This is a genomic window from Chitinophaga sp. 01L420, from assembly GCF_056399985.1.
In genome coordinates, this window is the sequence record NZ_JBFTSK010000046.1 from 68,827 (window position 1) to 87,886 (window position 19,060).

The window sequence follows — 19,060 nt, forward strand, 5'->3', positions numbered from 1 at the left end:
TGGGAACGCTGCGAGGGAATCCGGGTTAAAGTCTTCAGGCGGCTGTAACCGCCTGAAGATCATCTTATAAAAACTGTCTAATGCCCTTCATGCTCGCCGCTGTTCTTCAGCTTGGCCAGCAGATCGTATGCACCCGTCACGACGATATCAGCATCCGGTGTATCTTTAGGGAAGGTCACTTCTGTGTATCCCTGTTCACTGTTGCCCTTTTGCACTTCCACCATGTTAAAATGGAAACTGCTGTCTGTGGTTGGCTTTTTCATAAACACATACGCCTTGTTTTCAAAATTAATAACGGCTGCATCGGGCAATGCTTTCACGTTGCCGGCGCCGGTTTCAATCATGGCCTGTAAATAGGTGCCGGGTAGCAATTGTGTATCTTCCTGCTCCAGGTGGCAATGTACCCTTACCGTTCTTTCCGGGCTGATTTCGCGGCCTATCAGGTGCACGGTGGCCGTACGCTGGGTAGTTTCATTCGCCAAAGTAAAACGCACCAGCTGCCCAAGTTTCAGCTTTGGAATATCTTTTTCAAATACGGTTAGCTCGGCGTGCAAATGCTCTGTATTCACAATACGAAACAGGATATCCGCAGGCGTTACAAACTGTCCCAGGTTCACGTTTACCTGTGTAACGTACCCACTGATAGGCGTTGTAATGTTTACGGTGCGCTGTATATTCCCTTTTTCCAAAGAAGCGAGATTGATGTTCAACACCGCCAATTTCTGTTTCAGCCCATTCTCTTTAGCTTGCAGGGTTTGCCAGGTAGCCTTGGCCTGCTGCAGCGTTTTCAGGGCGTTTACGTTTTCTTTGGCCAACTCCTGCTGACGCTCGTGTTCTTTCGTGGCATATTCCAGTTGGCTTCTTACTTCCAGGTAGTCCTGTTGCATTTGTATGTAGTCGAGGTTTTCCAGAACGGCTATTACCTGCCCCTGCTTTACCCGCATCCCTTGCAGTAAACTCGTTTGTTTTACAAAACCGCCCATAGGCACCGCAATGCTTACCTGCTGCTGCGGAGGTACATCCAGCAGTCCGTTTACTTTTACAGCGCCACTGATCTGTCGGTTTTCCGGTTTACCATAGGCGATTCCTACTGTTTTAAATTGCCCGGCGGTCAGTTCTACTACTCCGGCTTCTTCTTCATGGTCGTGGGCCTCCGTAGCTTTATTGGCGTCCGGCTTATTACCGCAGGAAACCACTAACATGGCAGCAGCCATTGAGATAACAGGAAGAAGGATATATTTTTTTAATTGTTGCATGATGGATCGTTTTATGAATGTTGACTGCCGGCCAGTTAAGACGAGGTAGTCGGTTTATACTAACAGTGCTACGTCCTGGTTACGGTTGTCCTGCCAGGAAAGCCATATATAACTCTGCCTGTTTTACATCGTTGCGCGCCAGTAAATAGCCTTGCTGGGCTGCCAGTGCATGTTCCAGGTTCAGGAAGTATTCCGCATAACCAATGTCGCCGCTACTGTATGATTTCCCAGATTGCTTCAGTAACAATTCTACATTGGGCAACGAGGTACGCTGGTAAAACTCCAGGCTGTTGCGGTTTTTAATAAACTGTTGAACGGCCTGTTCGTATTGCGATTGCAGCTGGATCACGTTATTATCGTAATGCAGACTGGCGGCTTGCTGCTGCTTTTCTTCCGCTCTCACTTTTGCTTTGAGAGGTCCCATCCAGAGTGGTAAGGCCAGTCCTACCTGGAATCCCTGGAACCGGTTACTATTGGTAGCCAATGGCGATCCGGAGGCATTTAACGGGTTACCTATAAATGACTGGTTAAAATAGCCCACGGTGATATCCGGCAGTATAGCGGCTTTGAATACCTTCTGCTGTTTCTCGGCAATATTGATTTGTTGTTTCAGGTATTGCAGTTGCGGATTAGCCGCTACGGCCACAGAATCACTGCTGAGGAGCATATTGGCTTCCGGGATTACAGACTCTGAAATAGTCACTGGTGCAGTGGTACCTAACAGGGCCTGCAGGCGTGCGGTATATATCTTAATGTCTGCTTCATTTTGCCGCAGGGAATTACGCACTTCATTTAACCTGCCTTCTGCTGCTGTTTTTTCCAGCATCCTGCTTTCGCCGGTTCTGTAGCGCAGGTCGGCGCTGCGGGCAAAATTGGTAAACAGGCTATCCTGGTGAATGATCAGTGCTCTGACTTCCTGCAGGTACAGCAATTGCACATATACCTGTTTCACCTGGTAAATGAGCTCATTTTTTGTAACAGCTTTCAACCAAACAGCTTTCTCTACCTGGGCATTATTCAGTTGTTTTTTTGCACCAAATAAAGACGGGAAGGGAATCGTCTGGGATACGCTATAGTTGTTATCATTGGAAACATAACTATTCGTTTGCCCATATTGCAGACTCAATTCCGTTTTGGGAAGTTCTGCACTGGTACCTACCAGTTTCCGGTAATAATCGATAGACGCATCTGCCGATTTAAGTCCTTTGTTTTGCTGTAAAGCCTGTTGTACAGCGGTTTCCATGGTGAGTGGCTGCGTTTGTGCCAATACCGAAAATGGAAACATTAAAAAGATGAATATCCTGATGCTCATAATTTTTGTTTTGAAAAGCCTTTTTCAAAATAGATGTATAAACAGGGTAATACCAGTAGTGTCAGCAATGTGGAAGTAATCAATCCTCCGATCACTACGGTGGCTAATGGCCGCTGTACTTCCGCGCCTGCGCTGGTGGCCAGCGCCATGGGTAAAAATCCGAGCGAGGCAACAAATGCCGTCATCAGCACCGGACGTAAGCGTGTAGCCGTTCCATTTAGTACAATACTATTCAGATCGCGAAGGCCTGATTGTTTTAAACGGTTAAATTCTCCTATCAGCACAATACCATTCAATACCGCTACGCCAAACAGGGCAATGAATCCTACGCCGGCAGAAATACTGAAAGGCAGTCCTCTTATTAACAGGGCAAACACCCCTCCTATGGCCGACATGGGGATGGCGGTAAAAATCAGCAACGACTGTTTTACAGACCGGAAAGTGAAATACAACAATCCGAAAATGAGTAACAATGCAATGGGCACGGCTACGGATAAACGTTGATTCGCTTCTTTCAGATTTTCAAACTGGCCGCCGTATCGTATAAAATAGCCGGCCGGTAATTTCACTTCTTTATCTATCGCTTTTTCAATGTCGGTAACTACGCTGGCGATATCGCGTCCGCGTACGTTGAAGCCTACAATGGTGCGGCGTTTGGCATCTTCCCGTTGCACCTGGTTAGGCCCGATCGTCATACTTACGTTGGCCACTTCTGCCAGCGGTACCTGGTTGCCCGAGGGAGTAGTAATGTATAGGTTTTGTACATCCGCCAGGCTCTGACGGCTCTGTTGATCGAGCCGGAGTACCAGGTCGAAACGCTTCTCGCCTTCGTATACCAGTCCAGCGCTTTGTCCGGCGAAGGCGGTGTTGATTGCCTGGTTAATAGTGGCAATATCCAGTCCGTAACGGGCGATCTTATCTCTATCAGCTGTTACCACTATTTGTGGCAGGCCGCCTGTTTGTTCTACGTAAAGGTCTTTGGCGCCGGCAGTGCGGTTTACAATGCCGCCAATCTTATCAGCCAGCCCGGCCAGCGTGGCCAGGTCTTCCCCAAATATCTTGATCCCTACGTCCTGTCTCACGCCGGAGATCAGTTCATTAAAGCGCAGCTGTATAGGCTGACTAAAGCCGAAGCTGACGCCTGGTATAGCTTCCAGCGCTTCCTGCATTTTATTGGCCAGCTCTTCCCGGCTGCGGGCGCTGGTCCATTCCTTTTTAGGTTTCAATAAAATGGTCAGATCACAGGCCTCCATGGGCATAGGATCCGTAGGGATTTCCGCGGCGCCTATTTTACCGATCACCTCTTTTACTTCCGGAAATTGCTTCATCAATATGCCGGAAGCCAGACTAACTTTGTCAATGGTTTCGGACAGTGAACTGCCTGTTAGTAAGCGGGTTTCCACGGCGAAGTCGCCCTCTTCCAGGGTAGGAATAAATTCTCCCCCCATCTTACTAAATAAAAATAATGCTATTACAAAAAGCAGGATGGCAGTTCCTGTTACCAGGGCCTTTGCCCGTAGTGCCCCCTTTATAACGGGATCGTATATACGCTGAAAGAAGCGCATCATACGATCGGAGATCGTTACTTTATTATCCAGGTTTTTGCTCAGCAGTAAGGCCGAAATCATCGGCACATAGGTGAGTGATAGTATAAATGCACCCAGGATGGCAAAAGAAACCGTTTGCGCCATCGGGCGGAACATCTTCCCTTCAATACCGGTAAGCGCCAGAATAGGCAGGTAAACGATCAGGATGATGATTTCACCAAAAGCAGCGGTGCTGCGTATTTTGCTGGCAGCGTCATATACTTCTGTGTCCATTTCCGCCTGCGATAACCGCAACAGACCTTTAGATTTATTTCTACCGGCCAGATGATGTAAGGTGGCTTCCACAATAATCACCGCCCCATCTACAATGAGTCCGAAATCAATCGCTCCCAGGCTCATGAGGTTACCGGACACCCCAAACAGGTACATCATGGAAATGGCAAACAACATGGATAAAGGAATCACCGAGGCTACAATCAGCCCGGCACGCAGGTTACCGAGGAACAGCACCAATACAAAAATAACGATGAGCGCCCCTTCTATGAGGTTCTTCTGTACCGTGCCTACTGCCCTGCCAACAAACTCGCTGCGGTCCAGGAAAGGCTCTACCACTACACCCGGAGGCAACGTTTTCTGTATTTGTGCAATCCGGACCTTTACTGCCTTTACCACCTCGTTGGAGTTTTTCCCTTTCAGCATCATCACAATGCCGCCTACGGCTTCGCCGCTGGCATTGCGGGTCAATGCCCCGTAGCGCACGGCATCACCTATCTGCACAGTAGCTATATCTCTTACCAGTACAGGCAATCCGTTCGGGATATTCTTCACCACAATCTTCTCTATATCCGCCAGATTACCAATCAGGCCTTCGCTGCGAATAAAATAAGCATTAGGCTTTTTATCTATATATGCACCGCCTGTATTCTGGTTATTTCTTTCCAGTGCATTAAACACATCTGCAATACTCAGCTGATAACTGCGCAGTTTATCAGGATTCAGGGTTACCTGGTATTGCTTCAGCAAACCACCAAAGCTGTTGACTTCCGCCACACCGGGTGTACCCAGCAGCTGTCGTCTTACATACCAATCCTGAACAGTACGTAGTTCACGCGCATTAAATTTGTCTTCATATCCTTTCTGAGGATGCAGCACATACTGATATACTTCTCCCAGTCCACTGGAAATGGGCGACATCTCCGGTGTTCCTATTCCGGGTGGGATATTGGTTTTAGCTTCTCCGAGCTTTTCGTTTACCTGTTGCCGTGCCCAGTAAATATCTACATCGTCGTGAAATACGATAGTGACTACAGACAAGCCAAACCTGGATATAGAGCGGACTTCCGCCAGTTCGGGAATAACCGCCATGGTTTGTTCTATCGGAAAGGTAATGAGCCTTTCAACTTCCTGTGCAGCGAGCGAAGGGGACTGTGTGATCACCTGTACCTGGTTATTGGTGATATCAGGCACCGCATCTACGGGTAGGCGTAACAGTGAGTAGGTACCACAAGCCACCAGCAAGAGTGTGAGTATACCTATAACTAATTTGTTCCTCACAGAGAAACGAATAATCTTATCCAGCATGATTGATTCAATAAGTAATAAAATGATGTACCTGAACCATATCTGTACCCTTTAAAGGCACTGATACGCTCATAGCAAAAACATCCCGTAAAACATTATTAAACCAGCTGTGGGGGCTGCCAGATATTATCTGAAGAAGAAGGGAGCGGATTAACGGGCAAAACAGGATAATCAAGGATTACCTGCTGCATGTAGAAATAAACAACCACGGGAGTAGCAGGGGTTACCTGTACATTACAACAACTACACACACATAAAGGAGAGCAGAAGTCTGGTTGTGATTCGTGGTTATGTGAAGGGGTCAGCAGTGCATAAGACACTCCCGGGCTACTGCTCACGGCATTGTTATCCGTGCATGGGATGCAGGACAACAGCAGTATATAACAGCTTAATATATAAAGTAGCCACTTCATGATTACAAATGTAAAAATTAAAAGTATAAGTCTCCCGGAAAAAACTGCATCGTAGTTGCGGCTGAGATGATTTTATATTATGATTTGTCCTTAAATTAGCCGCATGAATTGCCTGATAGTAGATGATAATAAGCTGGCCCGGACCGCCATGAAGCAACTGGCCAGCCATGTAGAGCATCTTCACGTTGTTGGCGAATGCAGCAGCGCGATGGAAGCTTATAATCTTTTACAGAAAGAGAAAATAGATCTCCTCCTGCTGGACATAGAAATGCCCGGCATGAGCGGATTGGAGCTAACCCGTAACCTGGGTAAAAAGCGTCCGGTGATCATTTTTACCACAGTAAAAAAAGAATACGCGGTAGAAGCTTTTGAGCTAAACGTAGCCGACTACCTTATCAAGCCGGTACAACCTGCCCGTTTTATACAGGCCATTGAAAAGGCCAAAGAAATTTTTGACAGCAATAACCGGGAACTGCAGGTATCTGATACGGAGTTTGTTTTTATACGTGATAATGGTATATTAAAAAGAATACGTACAGAAGATATTCTTTTCCTGGAGGCGATGGGTGACTATGTTAAACTAAATACCCCTCAGAAATTTCACGCCATACACACTACTTTGAAAGCACTGGAAGAAAAGCTCCCTACTGGTAAGTTTATGCGTGTACACCGCTCTTATATCGTAGCGCTTGACAAAATTGAGTCCATAGAAGACGGTACTATCCTCATTCAGAAGAATGCTATACCCATAGCGGATGCATACCGCTCTGCCCTGAATAATAAACTGAATCTTCTGTAGCTTAACGACACTTTATCCTTTTTGACCGATAGCTGCTGCCTGTTGGGCCATAAGTTATGCAACTGCCTTTGAAGTGGATGTATCTTTAGGTCGTCAAACAATTGATCACTAACTAAAATATACAACCATGAAAAAGTTTGGTATTATCATCGCTGCAGCTATGTTGTTTATCAGTGCATCATCTTTTGCACAAGCAATAACACCTAAAAAAGAAGTTAAGAAAGAAGCGACTGCGAAAGCTCCCGCTCATAAAAAGCATGCAACGCATCATCATAAAGCAGCCAAACCAGCTGCTGCTCCTGCTGCACCAAAAGCGAAATAATTACAATTCATTATTGATTTTTTCTATTATTTAGCCTCAGAGTAATTGTGCTCTGAGGCTAAATAACTAGAGAACTAAGGAATAATTTCCTACTTTTAATGAACTGGCGTTCCTATATCAGCGTTTACTATGTACTAAACTGTCATGCAGCCTAAAAGAATTAAATATTACCTCCTCGGCCTGTTCATTTCCGGAATGGTGTTATTTGTTGTGCTGCAGTTTAATTCTTCCAACAATATCCGCAAGCTGATCAAAGGCAATGAGCAACTACTGCAGGAGCTGAATGTAAAAAATGAACTGCAGAAGTTACAAACCAATATGGCCAAAACCGATAGCAAAGTGCGCGGGGCGGTCATTTCCCAGGATACTACCCACATCACCGGCATCGAAGCTGAAATTGCCATCATCAAAGCTGACCTCAAAGAGATTAATAAAATCATCAAAAACGATAGTACGGAAAAGCTCCTCACCCAACTCAATTACCTGGTGGATGAGAAGAACAACTTTAACCTGATGGTATTGGATACCTTTTACAGCAATGGCAAATGGGCCGCTGAAAAGATGATCAATAATCAGAAAGGAAAACGGCTGGGAGAAGCCATTACCAGCATTATCCGGCAACTGGATACTACCCGGCAATCAGAGGTAAACCGTACCACTCACCTGATTGACAGCAGCGGGCAAAAAGCACAAAGCTGGGGAACCGTGCTGGTTTTCTTTGCCTGCTTAACCAGCTTACTGGCATTTCTTTATATTACCAGCCGTATCCACCGGCAGGAACAACTCATAGAAGCCCTGGATGAATCACAGCGACAGGAGAAAAGGCTGGCCGCAGTAAAAGACCAGTTCCTCGCTAATATGAGCCATGAAATCCGCACGCCTATGAATGCTGTGCTGGGCTTTACTCATCTGTTAAAAGCGCAGCCACTCAACGATAAGTCAAAAGAATATGTAGGCGTTATTGAAAATGCCGGGCAAAGTTTACTCGAGATCATCAATGATATACTGGATATCTCTAAAATAGAATCCGGTATGATGCGCATAGAAGCCACTGCTTTTAGCCTACGCAGCGTGCTGCATGGCGTGAATACTATGTTCAAGCCCAAGGCAGAAGAAAAACAACTACAATTGTCCGTTACCATTGATGAGGAAGTACCGGATATTTTATACGGAGATGTGATGCGGCTGACACAGGTGCTCATAAACCTTACGAGCAATGCGGTTAAATTCACCAACGAAGGGGAAGTACGCATTCACGTAACAAAGGTATGGTCGGAAGAAAAGGCTGTTCGTATATTGTTTACCGTTAGTGACACCGGCATTGGCATAGATGCCTCTAAACTACATAGTATATTCGATCGCTTTAACCAGGCAGAAGCCTCTACCACACGCAAGTTCGGAGGAACAGGATTGGGGTTAACCATTGTAAAACAACTGATAGAACTGCAGAATGGTTTTATTTCCGTGGAAAGTAAAGCCGGTGAAGGCGCTACTTTCAAAGTAGAATTACCTTATACTTTGGGAGAATCGCTTTCTGAAGAAGGTAATACTTATTTTAACGAGAATGACCAGTTACCGTTGCATCCGGATGTACGTCTGCTGGTGGCAGAAGATAATAAAATGAACCAGAACCTGCTTCGCCATCTGCTGAGTAGCTGGCAGTTGCAATATAAGATTGTCAATAATGGCAAAGAGGTATTACAGACGCTGGATAAACAACATTACGACCTGGTGCTGATGGATATACAAATGCCTGAAATGGACGGCTATTCTACCGTACAGGCAATCCGCAATGAGTTGCACTCCACCATTCCGGTGATTGCTATGACAGCGCATGCCATGGCTGGAGAACGGGAAAAATGTTTACAGATGGGCATGAATGAGTATATTTCAAAGCCTATTATTGAAGAAGAACTCTATAAAATGATCCAGCTATACATTGGCAAATTGCCGCCCCGGGAATTACCGGCAGCCTGGTATCATCCGCATGAAAATGGCAATGCCCCGCAACAGCTGATTAACATGCACTACCTCCACGATCTTTCCAAGGGCAATCTGCACTTCGAAAAAACGATGCTGGAGCAATTCATTGCACAACTGCCTGAAGAGCTGTCTCTCCTGAAAAAAGCAGTGGTAGCAGAAGACATTACTGCGATCCGTGCCAACGCTCATAACTTAAAAACAACCGTTTCATTTATAGGGCTGGAAGCACATCTCTATCCTATACTGGAACCACTGGAAAAGCTGCAGGAAAATAACTACCATCCCAATGTAGTAGCCGGGCAGTTCAATGCCCTGAAACAACTGTGTATACAGGCCGTACAGGAAGCGATCAATATTTTATTATAGTTCGCAGCATACATTACCGTACATTTTTCCTTGTTCAACGACAGTAATTCCCTTTTCACCGAAACCTACCCTAAACGCCTTCTCTCCTGCTGTATTTTTACTGTAGAAATTTTAACAACACATTCATCATCTAATCATTTTAAAAGACAATTATCATGAAAAAAAGCCTGATCGCCGCTGTAGTAGTAATGAGCATTTCTGCTGCTTCTTTCGCACAAGCACCTGCTGCTAAACCAGCTAAGAAAGAAAAAGCTAAAACTGAAGCTGCAAAGCCTGCTGCTGATTCTACTAAAAAAGCTGCAAAACCTGCTAAGAAAGCTGAAGCAAAACCTGCTGCTGCTAAGAAAGCATAATTTAAGCTATAAAGCGTTTGAGTTAATAAGTCCCGTCTACCTCAGGTTGACGGGATTTTTTGTGCCCTCAGGTTGCTGAAAAGGGAGCATAAAAAAAGAGTCCACCGCGCGGTGGACTCTTTTCAATGATATGTATAGTAGCTGCTATTATTTCAAACCGTCCAGTTTCTTTTTCACTTCTTCTACTTTAGCAGTGTTGTTTTTGATCGCATAGATCTTCTGTAAAGCATATAAGCAGCTTTCGTAGGTTTGTTTGTCGCTTTGATCCAGGCTGCTGGCTTTAGCGGTGAAACCTGCATCAGCTTTTTCAAAGAAAGGTAATGCCTGGTTCATCAGACCTTCCACTTTACCTTGTAATTCTTTTGCTTTAGGAGAAGATTGTTGTTTGCTATCCAGACCGTTCAGTTCTTTGTTGAAAACAACAGCGCGGTTGAAATACAGTGCACCTAACTGGAAGTTAGCAGTAGCATCTGCAGCATTCATTTCGATAGCTTTTTTGTAAGCTGCTTCTGCTTTACCGATCAGTTCTTCATAATTAGCTGGTTTAGGAGCGTCATTACCTTTATCATCACGGGGATTAGCCAGGTTGTCTACACGGATAGCGTAGTCCAGTACTGCAGCTTCATCGCTTGGGTTGTCAGCAATTTTCTTTTCCAGCATACCGAGTAATTCGTTTGTCTTACCGGTTTTGCTGTAGAAAGCCATTTCCATGTCGTTAAAGCGTTTATCCTTAGGGAATAAAACTTTAGCTTGTTCAATGGTTTTCAGCCAGTTTGCCTGATCGCCTTTTTCTTCGTAGAGCTGACCCAGGATTACATAGAGCGCTGGTTCACCTTTGAATTGCAGATCTGCTGCTTTTTTCAGGTAAGTGAAAGCATCATCTTTTTTACCTGCCTGGTTAGCAGCGTAACCAACGTAAAAAGTCAGGGCAGTATCTGTAGGAATGGAACCACCTAAATTTTTACCATTGTAGAATTCAGCTACTTCGAAAGCTTTTTTGAAGTTGAGCAGAGAGGAATCCCATTTCTGTTCGTTCAGGTTAGCATAACCAGCATTAGCAATGGTAGCGTATACATTGAACAAAGGCTGGTTCATTTCCAGAACTGCCTCTTTCATTTTAGGATCTATTTCCAATGCTTTCTTGAAAGCGGCAAAAGCATCTCCAGCTAAAGCGGAGTTCTTTTGTTTGGTGCCCATTGCTTCGAGGATTTTACCATCTACCAGCCAGGTTTTAGCTTCGTTTTTGGTTTTATCGTTCTGTAATGCTGCGTCAATGTCCGCTTTGGCTTTTTCCAGATCTTGCTTCTTCAGGTTCTCATCCGCACTGCTAACTTTTGCCCGTTGCGCCATAACCGATACACCGGCCGTGCAAAAGAGAAGAGATACCAATAATTTTTTCATGCTTTTGTTTTTTTTAGTTGCTGATTACAATAAGAGTATGGTGCTCTAATAAATAATAATACAACCAGCAATCCCGTTACCACTAAGAGCTGGCTGTATTTTTTATCAGGAACAGGCAACAGTTCTTCCTAAAGGAGCTGTTGCCTGTTTTTTAACTAAGTTATTCAGTTATTCGTTTGTTGATTCTGCTTCGCCGGCGGTTTCTTCCGGAGGAGCATCATTGCTTTCAGCAGTTGGCGTCTCGTCAGTGGCTACAGCTGGTGTTTCGCTACCCTCTACACCTTCTTCATCATGGATGGCTTCTACTACTTCCTGTTCGTCCAGACGTGCTACGGCAGCAATTTCATCGCTGTCATCCAGGCGGATCAGTCTAACACCCTGTGTGGCGCGACCTGCTTCGCGGATATCTGCAACGGCCATACGAATGGTGATACCTGATTTACAAGTGATCATCAGATCGTGTTTCTCTGTTACATCGAGTATTGCGATCAGATTACCGGTTTTTTCAGTGATGTTAATGGTTTTCACCCCTTTACCACCACGGTTGGTAATACGATACTCTTCAATATTGGTACGTTTACCGAAACCTTTCTCGGAAACCACCAGGATTGTTTTCTGATCGTCGTCTTTATTAACACAAACCATACCAACCACTTCATCGTTTTCGCTGTCTACCTCAATTCCTCTTACACCGATAGCGCCACGACCTGTGTCACGTACGGTTGCTTCGGGGAATCTGATAGCGCGTCCACTCTGAATGGCCATCATGATCTGGCTGTCACCGGTGGTCAGTTTAGCTTCCAGCAGTTCATCGCCTTCATTGATGGTAATGGCATTTACACCGTTCTGACGTGGGCGGGAGAATTCTTCCACCATGGTCTTCTTGATGATACCCTTCTTGGTACAAAGTACAATATAATGGTTATTGATGAAATCTTTGTCGCCCAGGTCTTTGATATCAATGATGGCGCGGATTTTATCATCGCCTGGTAATTGAATCATATTCTGGATGGCACGTCCTTTACCGCTCTTTTCTCCGTCCGGAATTTCGTATACCTTCAGCCAGTAGCAGCGGCCTTTTTCCGTGAAGAACAGCATGGTATGGTGTGTAGAGGCCACGAAGAGGTGTTCGATGTAATCCTCATCACGTGTTTTACCGCCGATGGCGCCACGTCCGCCGCGTTTCTGCTGACGATAGTCGTAAGCAGAGGTACGTTTGATATAACCCAGGTGAGAAATGGTAATTACCACGTCTTCCTCTGCGATGATATCTTCGATTCTCATTTCGCTGGCGAGGTACTGGATCTCTGTTTTACGTTCGTCACCGAATTTCTTTTTCACTTCTTCCAGTTCTTCGCGGATGATCTTCATACGTAATCCTTCATCACCCAGTACTTCTTTCAGATAAGTGATCAGCTTCATGATATCATCGTATTCAGCACGGATCTTGTCGCGTTCCATACCGGTCAGACGTTGTAAACGCAGTTCCAATATAGCTTTGGATTGTAATTCAGACAAGCCGAATTCGCTCATCAGGCCATCTTTCGCGATTTCCGGTGTAGCAGCCGCACGGATCAGGGCAATTACCTGATCCAGGTGATCCAGAGCGATGAGGTAACCAGCGAGGATATGCGCTTTTTCTTCTGCTTTACGCAGGTCAAAGCGGGTTCTCCTGATAACTACTTCATGACGGAAGTCGATGAACTCACCGATCATATCTTTCAGGTTCAGGATACGTGGACGGCCTTTTACCAGCGCCACGTTGTTGATACCGTAAGATGTCTGCAGTTCGGAATATTTAAATAGCTGGTTGATGATCACATTAGAGATAGCTTCTCTTTTCAGATCAATTACCAGGCGCATTCCTTCACGGTCACTTTCGTCACGTACATCGGAAATACCTTCAATAATTTTATCATTTACCAGCTGCGCAATTTTCTGATGCAGAACGGCCTTGTTGATCTGGTAAGGCAATTCATAAATGATCAGTTTTTCGCGGCCGTTTTTAGCCGTTTCTGAGGTAATTTTACCTCTTACCACTACTCTGCCTCTTCCGGTTTCAAATCCCTGCTTAACGCCTTCAAAACCATAAATAACACCACCTGTTGGGAAGTCTGGTGCTTTTACGTGTTTGATCAGTTCCTCAATGGTGATCTCTTTGTTTTCGATATAGGCGATGGCACCATCCACTACCTCGTTGAGGTTATGGGGCATAATGTTGGTGGCCATACCTACGGCGATACCGGAGGCACCGTTTACGAGCAGGTTGGGAATACGGGTTGGCAGTACAGTAGGTTCTTCGAGGGTATCATCGAAGTTGTTGGTAAAGTCTACCGTTTCTTTTTCAATGTCTTCCAGCATGGCCTCTGCGATCTTCTGCAGGCGGATCTCCGTGTAACGCATCGCTGCCGGCATGTCTCCATCTACCGAACCGAAGTTACCCTGACCATCCACCATTGGATAACGCATGCTCCAGGGCTGCGCCAGACGTACAATGGTGTCATAAATGGAAGCATCACCATGCGGGTGATATTTACCCATTACCTCACCCACAATACGCGCTGATTTCTTGTAGGCTTTGTTACTGTGGTTCCCCAGTTCATTCATTCCGAATAAAACGCGGCGGTGCACAGGCTTCAAACCATCTCTCACATCGGGTAAGGCGCGGCCTACGATCACGGACATAGAGTAATCTATGTAGGCCGTTTTCATTTGCTCCTCGATATTTATCTGGACAATTCTCCCTTCCTGATGATTTTCCGTATGCTCTGTCATTTTGTGTGTTGATTTACAGTTTTTTCTGCTCAAAACAGATAAAGGCAAATATAGCCATTTCAGCCCTTATTACGAGCTAAATATCAGAAAATGTGAATAAAAAGGGCTATAGGGATAAACGATTATATTGCAATATCGATATATGATTGATTTAAACAATGAATGACAACCATTTATAGGTGCTTTACGTTATAGGTAAATAGCCCTGTTTTTAATTTATCTGCAATATGTTAAGCTGGTTTAATATATTAGAATATAAATATTGGCAAAGTATTTGTTTCTAACCAACTGATAATCAATAGATCGAATCAACGGAAAACATATATATAAGAAGAATAAATCCGAATTTGCCTTTAAATTCGAACATTAGTATCAAAAGAGCTGTTATTCCCCTGATTCTTAATCACTTTCTAAAGAAGACTATGAAGAACATACTGTTGTTTGGCGCCGGAAAATCGGCCACCAGTCTGATCGACTATCTGTTAACAAATGCGCCGAGACAAAAATGGCATTTAACTGTAGCTGATCACGACCTGTCGCTTATTAAGTCCAAAACAGGAAAATCTTATTATGCAACGCCTACGGCGCTTGATATTAAAGACCATAACGCCAGACTGCAACTGATCAGGGAAACAGACTTGGTTATTTCCTTACTACCGGCCCAACTACATATCCTGGTAGCAAAAGATTGCCTGGAAGCGAAGAAAAACCTGCTCACCGCTTCCTACATTGATCCTGAAGTACGTAAACTACAGGAAGAGATAGAAAAAGCCGGTTTGCTTTTTATGTACGAAATGGGCCTGGATCCAGGCATCGACCATATGTCCGCCATGAAACTCATTCATTCTATTGAGAAAAAAGGCGGCCAGATATTTTCCTTTAAATCGTACTGTGGCGGCCTTATTTCGCCAGACAGTAACGATAATCCATGGCAGTATAAAGTGTCATGGAATGCCCGGAACATCGTGCTGGCAGGCAGTTCCGGGGCTACCTACAAAGAAAAGGGGAAGGTAAAAGAACTGAATCATGAACAGCTGTTTGACCACACCAAAACCATACAGGTACCGGGTTTGGGCAAACTGGCCTTCTACCCTAACCGCGACTCTCTCGGTTACATGGAGGCCTACAAGCTGGAAGAACTGGCCACGTTTATGCGTGCCACCCTCCGCTACCCCGACTTCTGCGAAGGCTGGAATGCCCTGATAAAGCTGGGTTTGACGGAAGACACCACTAAAATTGCCACCGGGCAATTAACCTATTCCAGCTGGGCTACCGCCCTGGTGACGGAGCAACCGGGCACCCCGGAAGAGAATATCGCCCAGCATCTTGGTGTCAGCACCAAGTCCAAAGTCATCCGCCAGCTAAAATTTCTGGGATTATTAAGCACAGATGTCATAAATTTAGGTGAGCAAACCAATGCGGACATCCTCCAGTTCCTCGTGGAGAACAAACTGAAAATGGAACCGGCAGACAAGGACATGATTGTAATGATGCATGAAATTGAATTCGAGCGCCGTAACATGGCCACCAGGATGCACAGTTACATGATCGCCCAGGGCGAAGACAATATACACACAGCGATGGCCAAAACAGTGGGCCTCCCACTGGGTATCATGGCAAAACTCATACTACAGGATAAAGTAACACTAACAGGTTTACAGATACCGGTCATGCCGGAAATTTACAACCCCGTTCTAAAAGAATTAGAAGAGTACGATATCAGATTTGAGGAAAGCTTTGAATAAAGCTAACATTATTGTTTTCCTATGATGGACTCTATCGGGCACCAAGGACTTGTGATACCTCCCCAGAGCGGGGAGGTTTTTATTTTTATAAGATACTGATCAGTTCTGCCACTCCTTCTGTAGCGGGTTTCTCAATAGTAAACTGATTCGGCATGGATTCAAATGATGGGATCTTACGGTCAATGATATACGTAGGTGTTCTGAACTTCACATACTGCAGCAGATTAGCCGCCGGATATACCTGCAGAGAGGTTCCGATGACTACAAAAATATCTGCCGCCTGTACTTCCATTACGGCCTTTTCAATCATCGTCACCGCTTCTCCGAACCATACGATGTGTGGGCGCAACTGTCCACCGTCTTCTGCCAGGTCTCCCATTTTAATATCGTCCCGGATATCGTAGATCACGTGATCGTTATTGACACTACGCATCTTGAATATTTCCCCGTGCAAATGCAGTACATTGGTAGATCCGCCACGTTCATGCAGGTCGTCAATATTCTGGGTAATAATCCGCACATCGAATTTTTCTTCGAGCTTTGCAAGCCCTGTGTGGGCCGCATTGGGCTGTGCCGCCTGTACATCTTTGCGGCGGCCATTGTAGAAATCCTGTACCAGGGCAGGATTTTGTTGCCAGCCTTTGGGCGAGGCTACTTCGTATACATTATAGCCTTCCCATAATCCGTCTGAGTCGCGGAAGGTTCGGAGCCCGCTTTCTGCGCTGATGCCGGCTCCGGTCAGCACCACCAATCTTGGTTTCATGTTGATTCGTTTATAGGTTTACGTTAGTTGGGGTTTGGGCAATGGCCCTTTTTAATTTCCATTTCCTTATTCCTCGTCTTATAAAAATAAAGATAAAAACAATACCAAGTAACAAAGGCCATGCACTTAATAAGCCCAGTGAGAAAGCTAAAAAGCTGTTCCAACCCTCTGCAAATGATAACCAGGAACGTTTGAGAAATCCCGGCGCCTGCGGATCTGTATTGGCAAAGGTCTGATAATAGGTAAGGTGAATTCCGCTATACGCCACATGATGATCCATGTATTGGAGACGGCCTTTGGCGGATTCAATTTCTTCCCGTATACTTTTCAACTGCGCTTCCACGGCCAGTATTTCCTCTACTTTTTTTGCCTGCTGTAATATCTGCAGGTAGCGTTGTTCTACCGCCATACGTGCTTTCATACGCGCATCCAGGTCTACATATTCTGCTGTTACATCAGTAGATGTCATGCTTTTTTCTTCTACCCGTGTGGCGCCACCAGCCAGTGCTTCCATACATTTATCAAATGTGGCGGAGGGCACTTTAATTTCCAGTTCATTACGCCATTCCATACTGGTATTTGTCTGGCTTTCATTGGCGATATAACCACCGTATTTTTTAACGGTATCGGCTACACGATTCCGGCAGGCGTCAAAATCGGAAGTAGAAAAACGGAGGATCCCATTTTTTATAATTTTCTGGGAGATGGGTAACGGGTCGCTGTTATCCGGAGCATCAACGGCGGCAGGGGACATCTCATCTTCCTTCACTGATTCCGATGTAAACCCTTTCCCTGCTGCCCGTTCTTCCGGCAACGTAGCACCAGGAGCCGGCGCTACTAATAATTGTTTTGCAACCGAAGAGCTGTTGCTGCTACAAGCAGATAATATTAATATAGCGGTGCTGAGTGTCAGGAAAATGGAATATCTCATATGGCGTAATTTCCTGTATGATGTTCACCGGCTGCAAATTCCATAACCAATAAAAAAATCTTCCCTCCTTTCTTAAAACACCGAAGGTTATCTTCCGGTAAGAAAGATAACCTTCGCGTTTATAATCTCTGTAAAATATTTACTTTTTCATACCCCCCATTTCCATAATGGCTTCAAACTCCTCCGGCTTCACATCGCAGACAGACAAGCGTCCCTGGCGGATCAGCGACAGATCAGCCAGTCTCTTTTCTGCTTTCATTTGCGCAAGTGTAACGAATTTTTTGAAGGGTTTCAGTGGCTTCAATTCCACTACTACCCAATTAGGATCAGGTGTGGTAGGATCCTGGTAAGACTCTTTAGACACGGTAGCCAGACCAACGATTTCCATTCCTTCATTACTATGATAGAACAGTACCTGGTCGCCCTTTTTCATGCCTTTAAGATTGTTGCGCGCCTGGTAGTTACGTACCCCATCCCAGAAAGTAACTTTATCTTTTACAAACTGGTCCCAGGAGTATTTAAATGGTTCAGACTTCACCAGCCAATAGTTCATATTGTATAAAATTTTCGGATTTTAATATGGCGATCTACCAGCCGCTGGCCAGTACATCTGCAATGTGCATTACTTTGATATTGGAGCCATGCTTACGGATATAACCATCCAGGTGCATCAGGCAGGACAGGTCAGTAGAAATCAGGTAATCTGCACCACTGGTCAGGGCGTTGTTGACCTTCTGCTCACCCATACCCATAGAAATCGGTTCAAACTTCACGGCAAACGTGCCGCCAAATCCACAACACACTTCGCTGTCGTTCATCTCTTTCAGTTCCAGGCCCTTTACTTTTTCGAGCAGTTTGCGTGGACCTTCTTTGATGCCGCATTCCCGCAGTGCACCACAGGCATCATGATAGGTGCCTACCCCGTTGAGGGTGGCGCCGAGATCAGTTACATGCAATACATCTGTGAGGAATTCTGTAAACTCGTAGAGGTTCTTTTTAAGTAGTTTCACATCATTATGTGCGGCAGAATTATCGAATAATTTGCCATAGTAATTACGTACAAAACCGGTGCAGGAACCGCTGGGGGCAACAATGTAGTCGAAGGTTTTAAAATCCTTTACAAACTTGGTAGCGATTGTACGACATTCATCCTGATACCCCGCATTGTAGGCGGGTTGGCCGCAACAGGTTTGTTCCGTGTTATACATCACATTACATCCCAGTTTCTCCAGCACTTTCACCATATTAAAAGCGGTTTCAGGAAACAACTGGTCTACAAAACACGGTATAAATAACTGTACATTCATCTATATAGCTTTTAGCTGTTAGCCGTTAGTCTGCAGCTAACCTTTGTTGTTTAGCTGTTAGCTACTGGCTGTTAGCTATCCTTTTTCGTTTAGCTGCTAGCTCTTAGCTAACTTTCTTTGCAATGCAATCATCTTCAAAGCAGTGATGGCAGCCTCTTCTCCTTTGTGGCCGTGCGCTCCTCCGAGCCTGTCCAACGCCTGTTGCT

The 19,060-nt window shown here is 45.2% G+C and carries 15 protein-coding genes; 5 read left to right on the top strand and 10 right to left on the bottom strand.

Translation table 11 applies throughout. The features are described from left to right. Positions 1 to 77: 77 nt before the first annotated feature. The 4 genes from AC1DP6_RS30035 to AC1DP6_RS30050 form a co-directional block, all read right to left on the bottom strand. Positions 78 to 1,256 carry an efflux RND transporter periplasmic adaptor subunit gene (locus AC1DP6_RS30035; RefSeq protein ID WP_477058193.1) on the bottom strand — a complete coding sequence of 393 codons (1,179 nt, stop codon included), beginning with the start codon at positions 1,254 to 1,256 and terminating at the stop codon, positions 78 to 80. A 79-nt stretch (positions 1,257 to 1,335) separates the two neighbouring features. Continuing rightward, the gene (locus AC1DP6_RS30040) at positions 1,336 to 2,568 is read right to left on the bottom strand and encodes a TolC family protein (RefSeq protein WP_477058194.1); all 1,233 of its coding nucleotides are present in this window, start codon (positions 2,566 to 2,568) and stop codon (positions 1,336 to 1,338) included. Further along, the gene (locus AC1DP6_RS30045) at positions 2,565 to 5,669 is read right to left on the bottom strand and encodes an efflux RND transporter permease subunit (RefSeq protein WP_477058195.1); all 3,105 of its coding nucleotides are present in this window, start codon (positions 5,667 to 5,669) and stop codon (positions 2,565 to 2,567) included. The genes AC1DP6_RS30040 and AC1DP6_RS30045 overlap by 4 nt, the downstream gene beginning before the upstream one ends. Before the next feature lie 125 nt (positions 5,670 to 5,794). Beyond that, positions 5,795 to 6,109 (bottom strand): DUF6660 family protein, encoded by a 315-nt coding sequence (locus tag AC1DP6_RS30050; RefSeq protein WP_477058196.1) that lies wholly within the window; start codon positions 6,107 to 6,109, stop codon positions 5,795 to 5,797. 103 nt (positions 6,110 to 6,212) lie between these two features. On the opposite strand from AC1DP6_RS30050, the gene AC1DP6_RS30055 reads away from it, so the two are divergent. From AC1DP6_RS30055 to AC1DP6_RS30070, 4 genes are all read left to right on the top strand, one after another. Beyond that, positions 6,213 to 6,908, top strand: coding sequence for a LytR/AlgR family response regulator transcription factor (locus AC1DP6_RS30055; RefSeq protein WP_477058197.1), 696 nt, complete (start codon positions 6,213 to 6,215; stop codon positions 6,906 to 6,908). Between the two features lie 127 nt (positions 6,909 to 7,035). Then, entirely contained in the window at positions 7,036 to 7,230 is a 195-nt protein-coding gene (locus tag AC1DP6_RS30060; RefSeq protein ID WP_441575093.1) for a hypothetical protein, read from the top strand. Positions 7,231 to 7,374: 144 nt separating this feature from the next. Next, positions 7,375 to 9,579, top strand: coding sequence for a hybrid sensor histidine kinase/response regulator (locus AC1DP6_RS30065; RefSeq protein ID WP_477058198.1), 2,205 nt, complete (start codon positions 7,375 to 7,377; stop codon positions 9,577 to 9,579). Positions 9,580 to 9,734: 155 nt separating this feature from the next. After that, complete coding sequence (locus AC1DP6_RS30070) at positions 9,735 to 9,932, top strand: hypothetical protein (RefSeq protein WP_441575095.1); 198 nt, start codon at positions 9,735 to 9,737, stop codon at positions 9,930 to 9,932. 147 nt (positions 9,933 to 10,079) lie between these two features. Here the strand turns inward: AC1DP6_RS30070 and AC1DP6_RS30075 are convergent, their stop codons facing one another. Both AC1DP6_RS30075 and gyrA read right to left on the bottom strand, forming a co-directional pair. Beyond that, on the bottom strand, positions 10,080 to 11,333 hold the full coding sequence (locus AC1DP6_RS30075; protein WP_477058199.1) for a tetratricopeptide repeat protein: 1,254 nt from the start codon (positions 11,331 to 11,333) through the stop codon (positions 10,080 to 10,082). A 168-nt stretch (positions 11,334 to 11,501) separates the two neighbouring features. Continuing rightward, entirely contained in the window at positions 11,502 to 14,108 is a 2,607-nt protein-coding gene (gene gyrA / locus AC1DP6_RS30080) for a DNA gyrase subunit A (protein WP_477058200.1), read from the bottom strand. 422 nt (positions 14,109 to 14,530) lie between these two features. Between gyrA and AC1DP6_RS30085 the strand changes: the two genes are divergently transcribed. After that, positions 14,531 to 15,853, top strand: a complete 1,323-nt coding sequence (locus AC1DP6_RS30085) for a saccharopine dehydrogenase C-terminal domain-containing protein (protein WP_477058201.1) — start codon at positions 14,531 to 14,533, stop codon at positions 15,851 to 15,853. A gap of 85 nt (positions 15,854 to 15,938) precedes the next feature. Here the strand turns inward: AC1DP6_RS30085 and AC1DP6_RS30090 are convergent, their stop codons facing one another. The 4 genes from AC1DP6_RS30090 to AC1DP6_RS30105 form a co-directional block, all read right to left on the bottom strand. Further along, positions 15,939 to 16,616, bottom strand: a complete 678-nt coding sequence (locus tag AC1DP6_RS30090; RefSeq protein WP_477058202.1) for an SIR2 family NAD-dependent protein deacylase — start codon at positions 16,614 to 16,616, stop codon at positions 15,939 to 15,941. A 10-nt stretch (positions 16,617 to 16,626) separates the two neighbouring features. After that, entirely contained in the window at positions 16,627 to 17,547 is a 921-nt protein-coding gene (locus AC1DP6_RS30095) for a DUF4349 domain-containing protein (protein WP_477058203.1), read from the bottom strand. Positions 17,548 to 17,686: 139 nt separating this feature from the next. Beyond that, complete coding sequence (locus AC1DP6_RS30100) at positions 17,687 to 18,100, bottom strand: EVE domain-containing protein (protein ID WP_477058204.1); 414 nt, start codon at positions 18,098 to 18,100, stop codon at positions 17,687 to 17,689. 34 nt (positions 18,101 to 18,134) lie between these two features. After that, a complete protein-coding gene (locus AC1DP6_RS30105; RefSeq protein WP_477024560.1) occupies positions 18,135 to 18,854 on the bottom strand; it encodes a (Fe-S)-binding protein in 720 nt (239 codons plus the stop codon). Between the last annotated feature and the right edge of the window lie 206 nt (positions 18,855 to 19,060).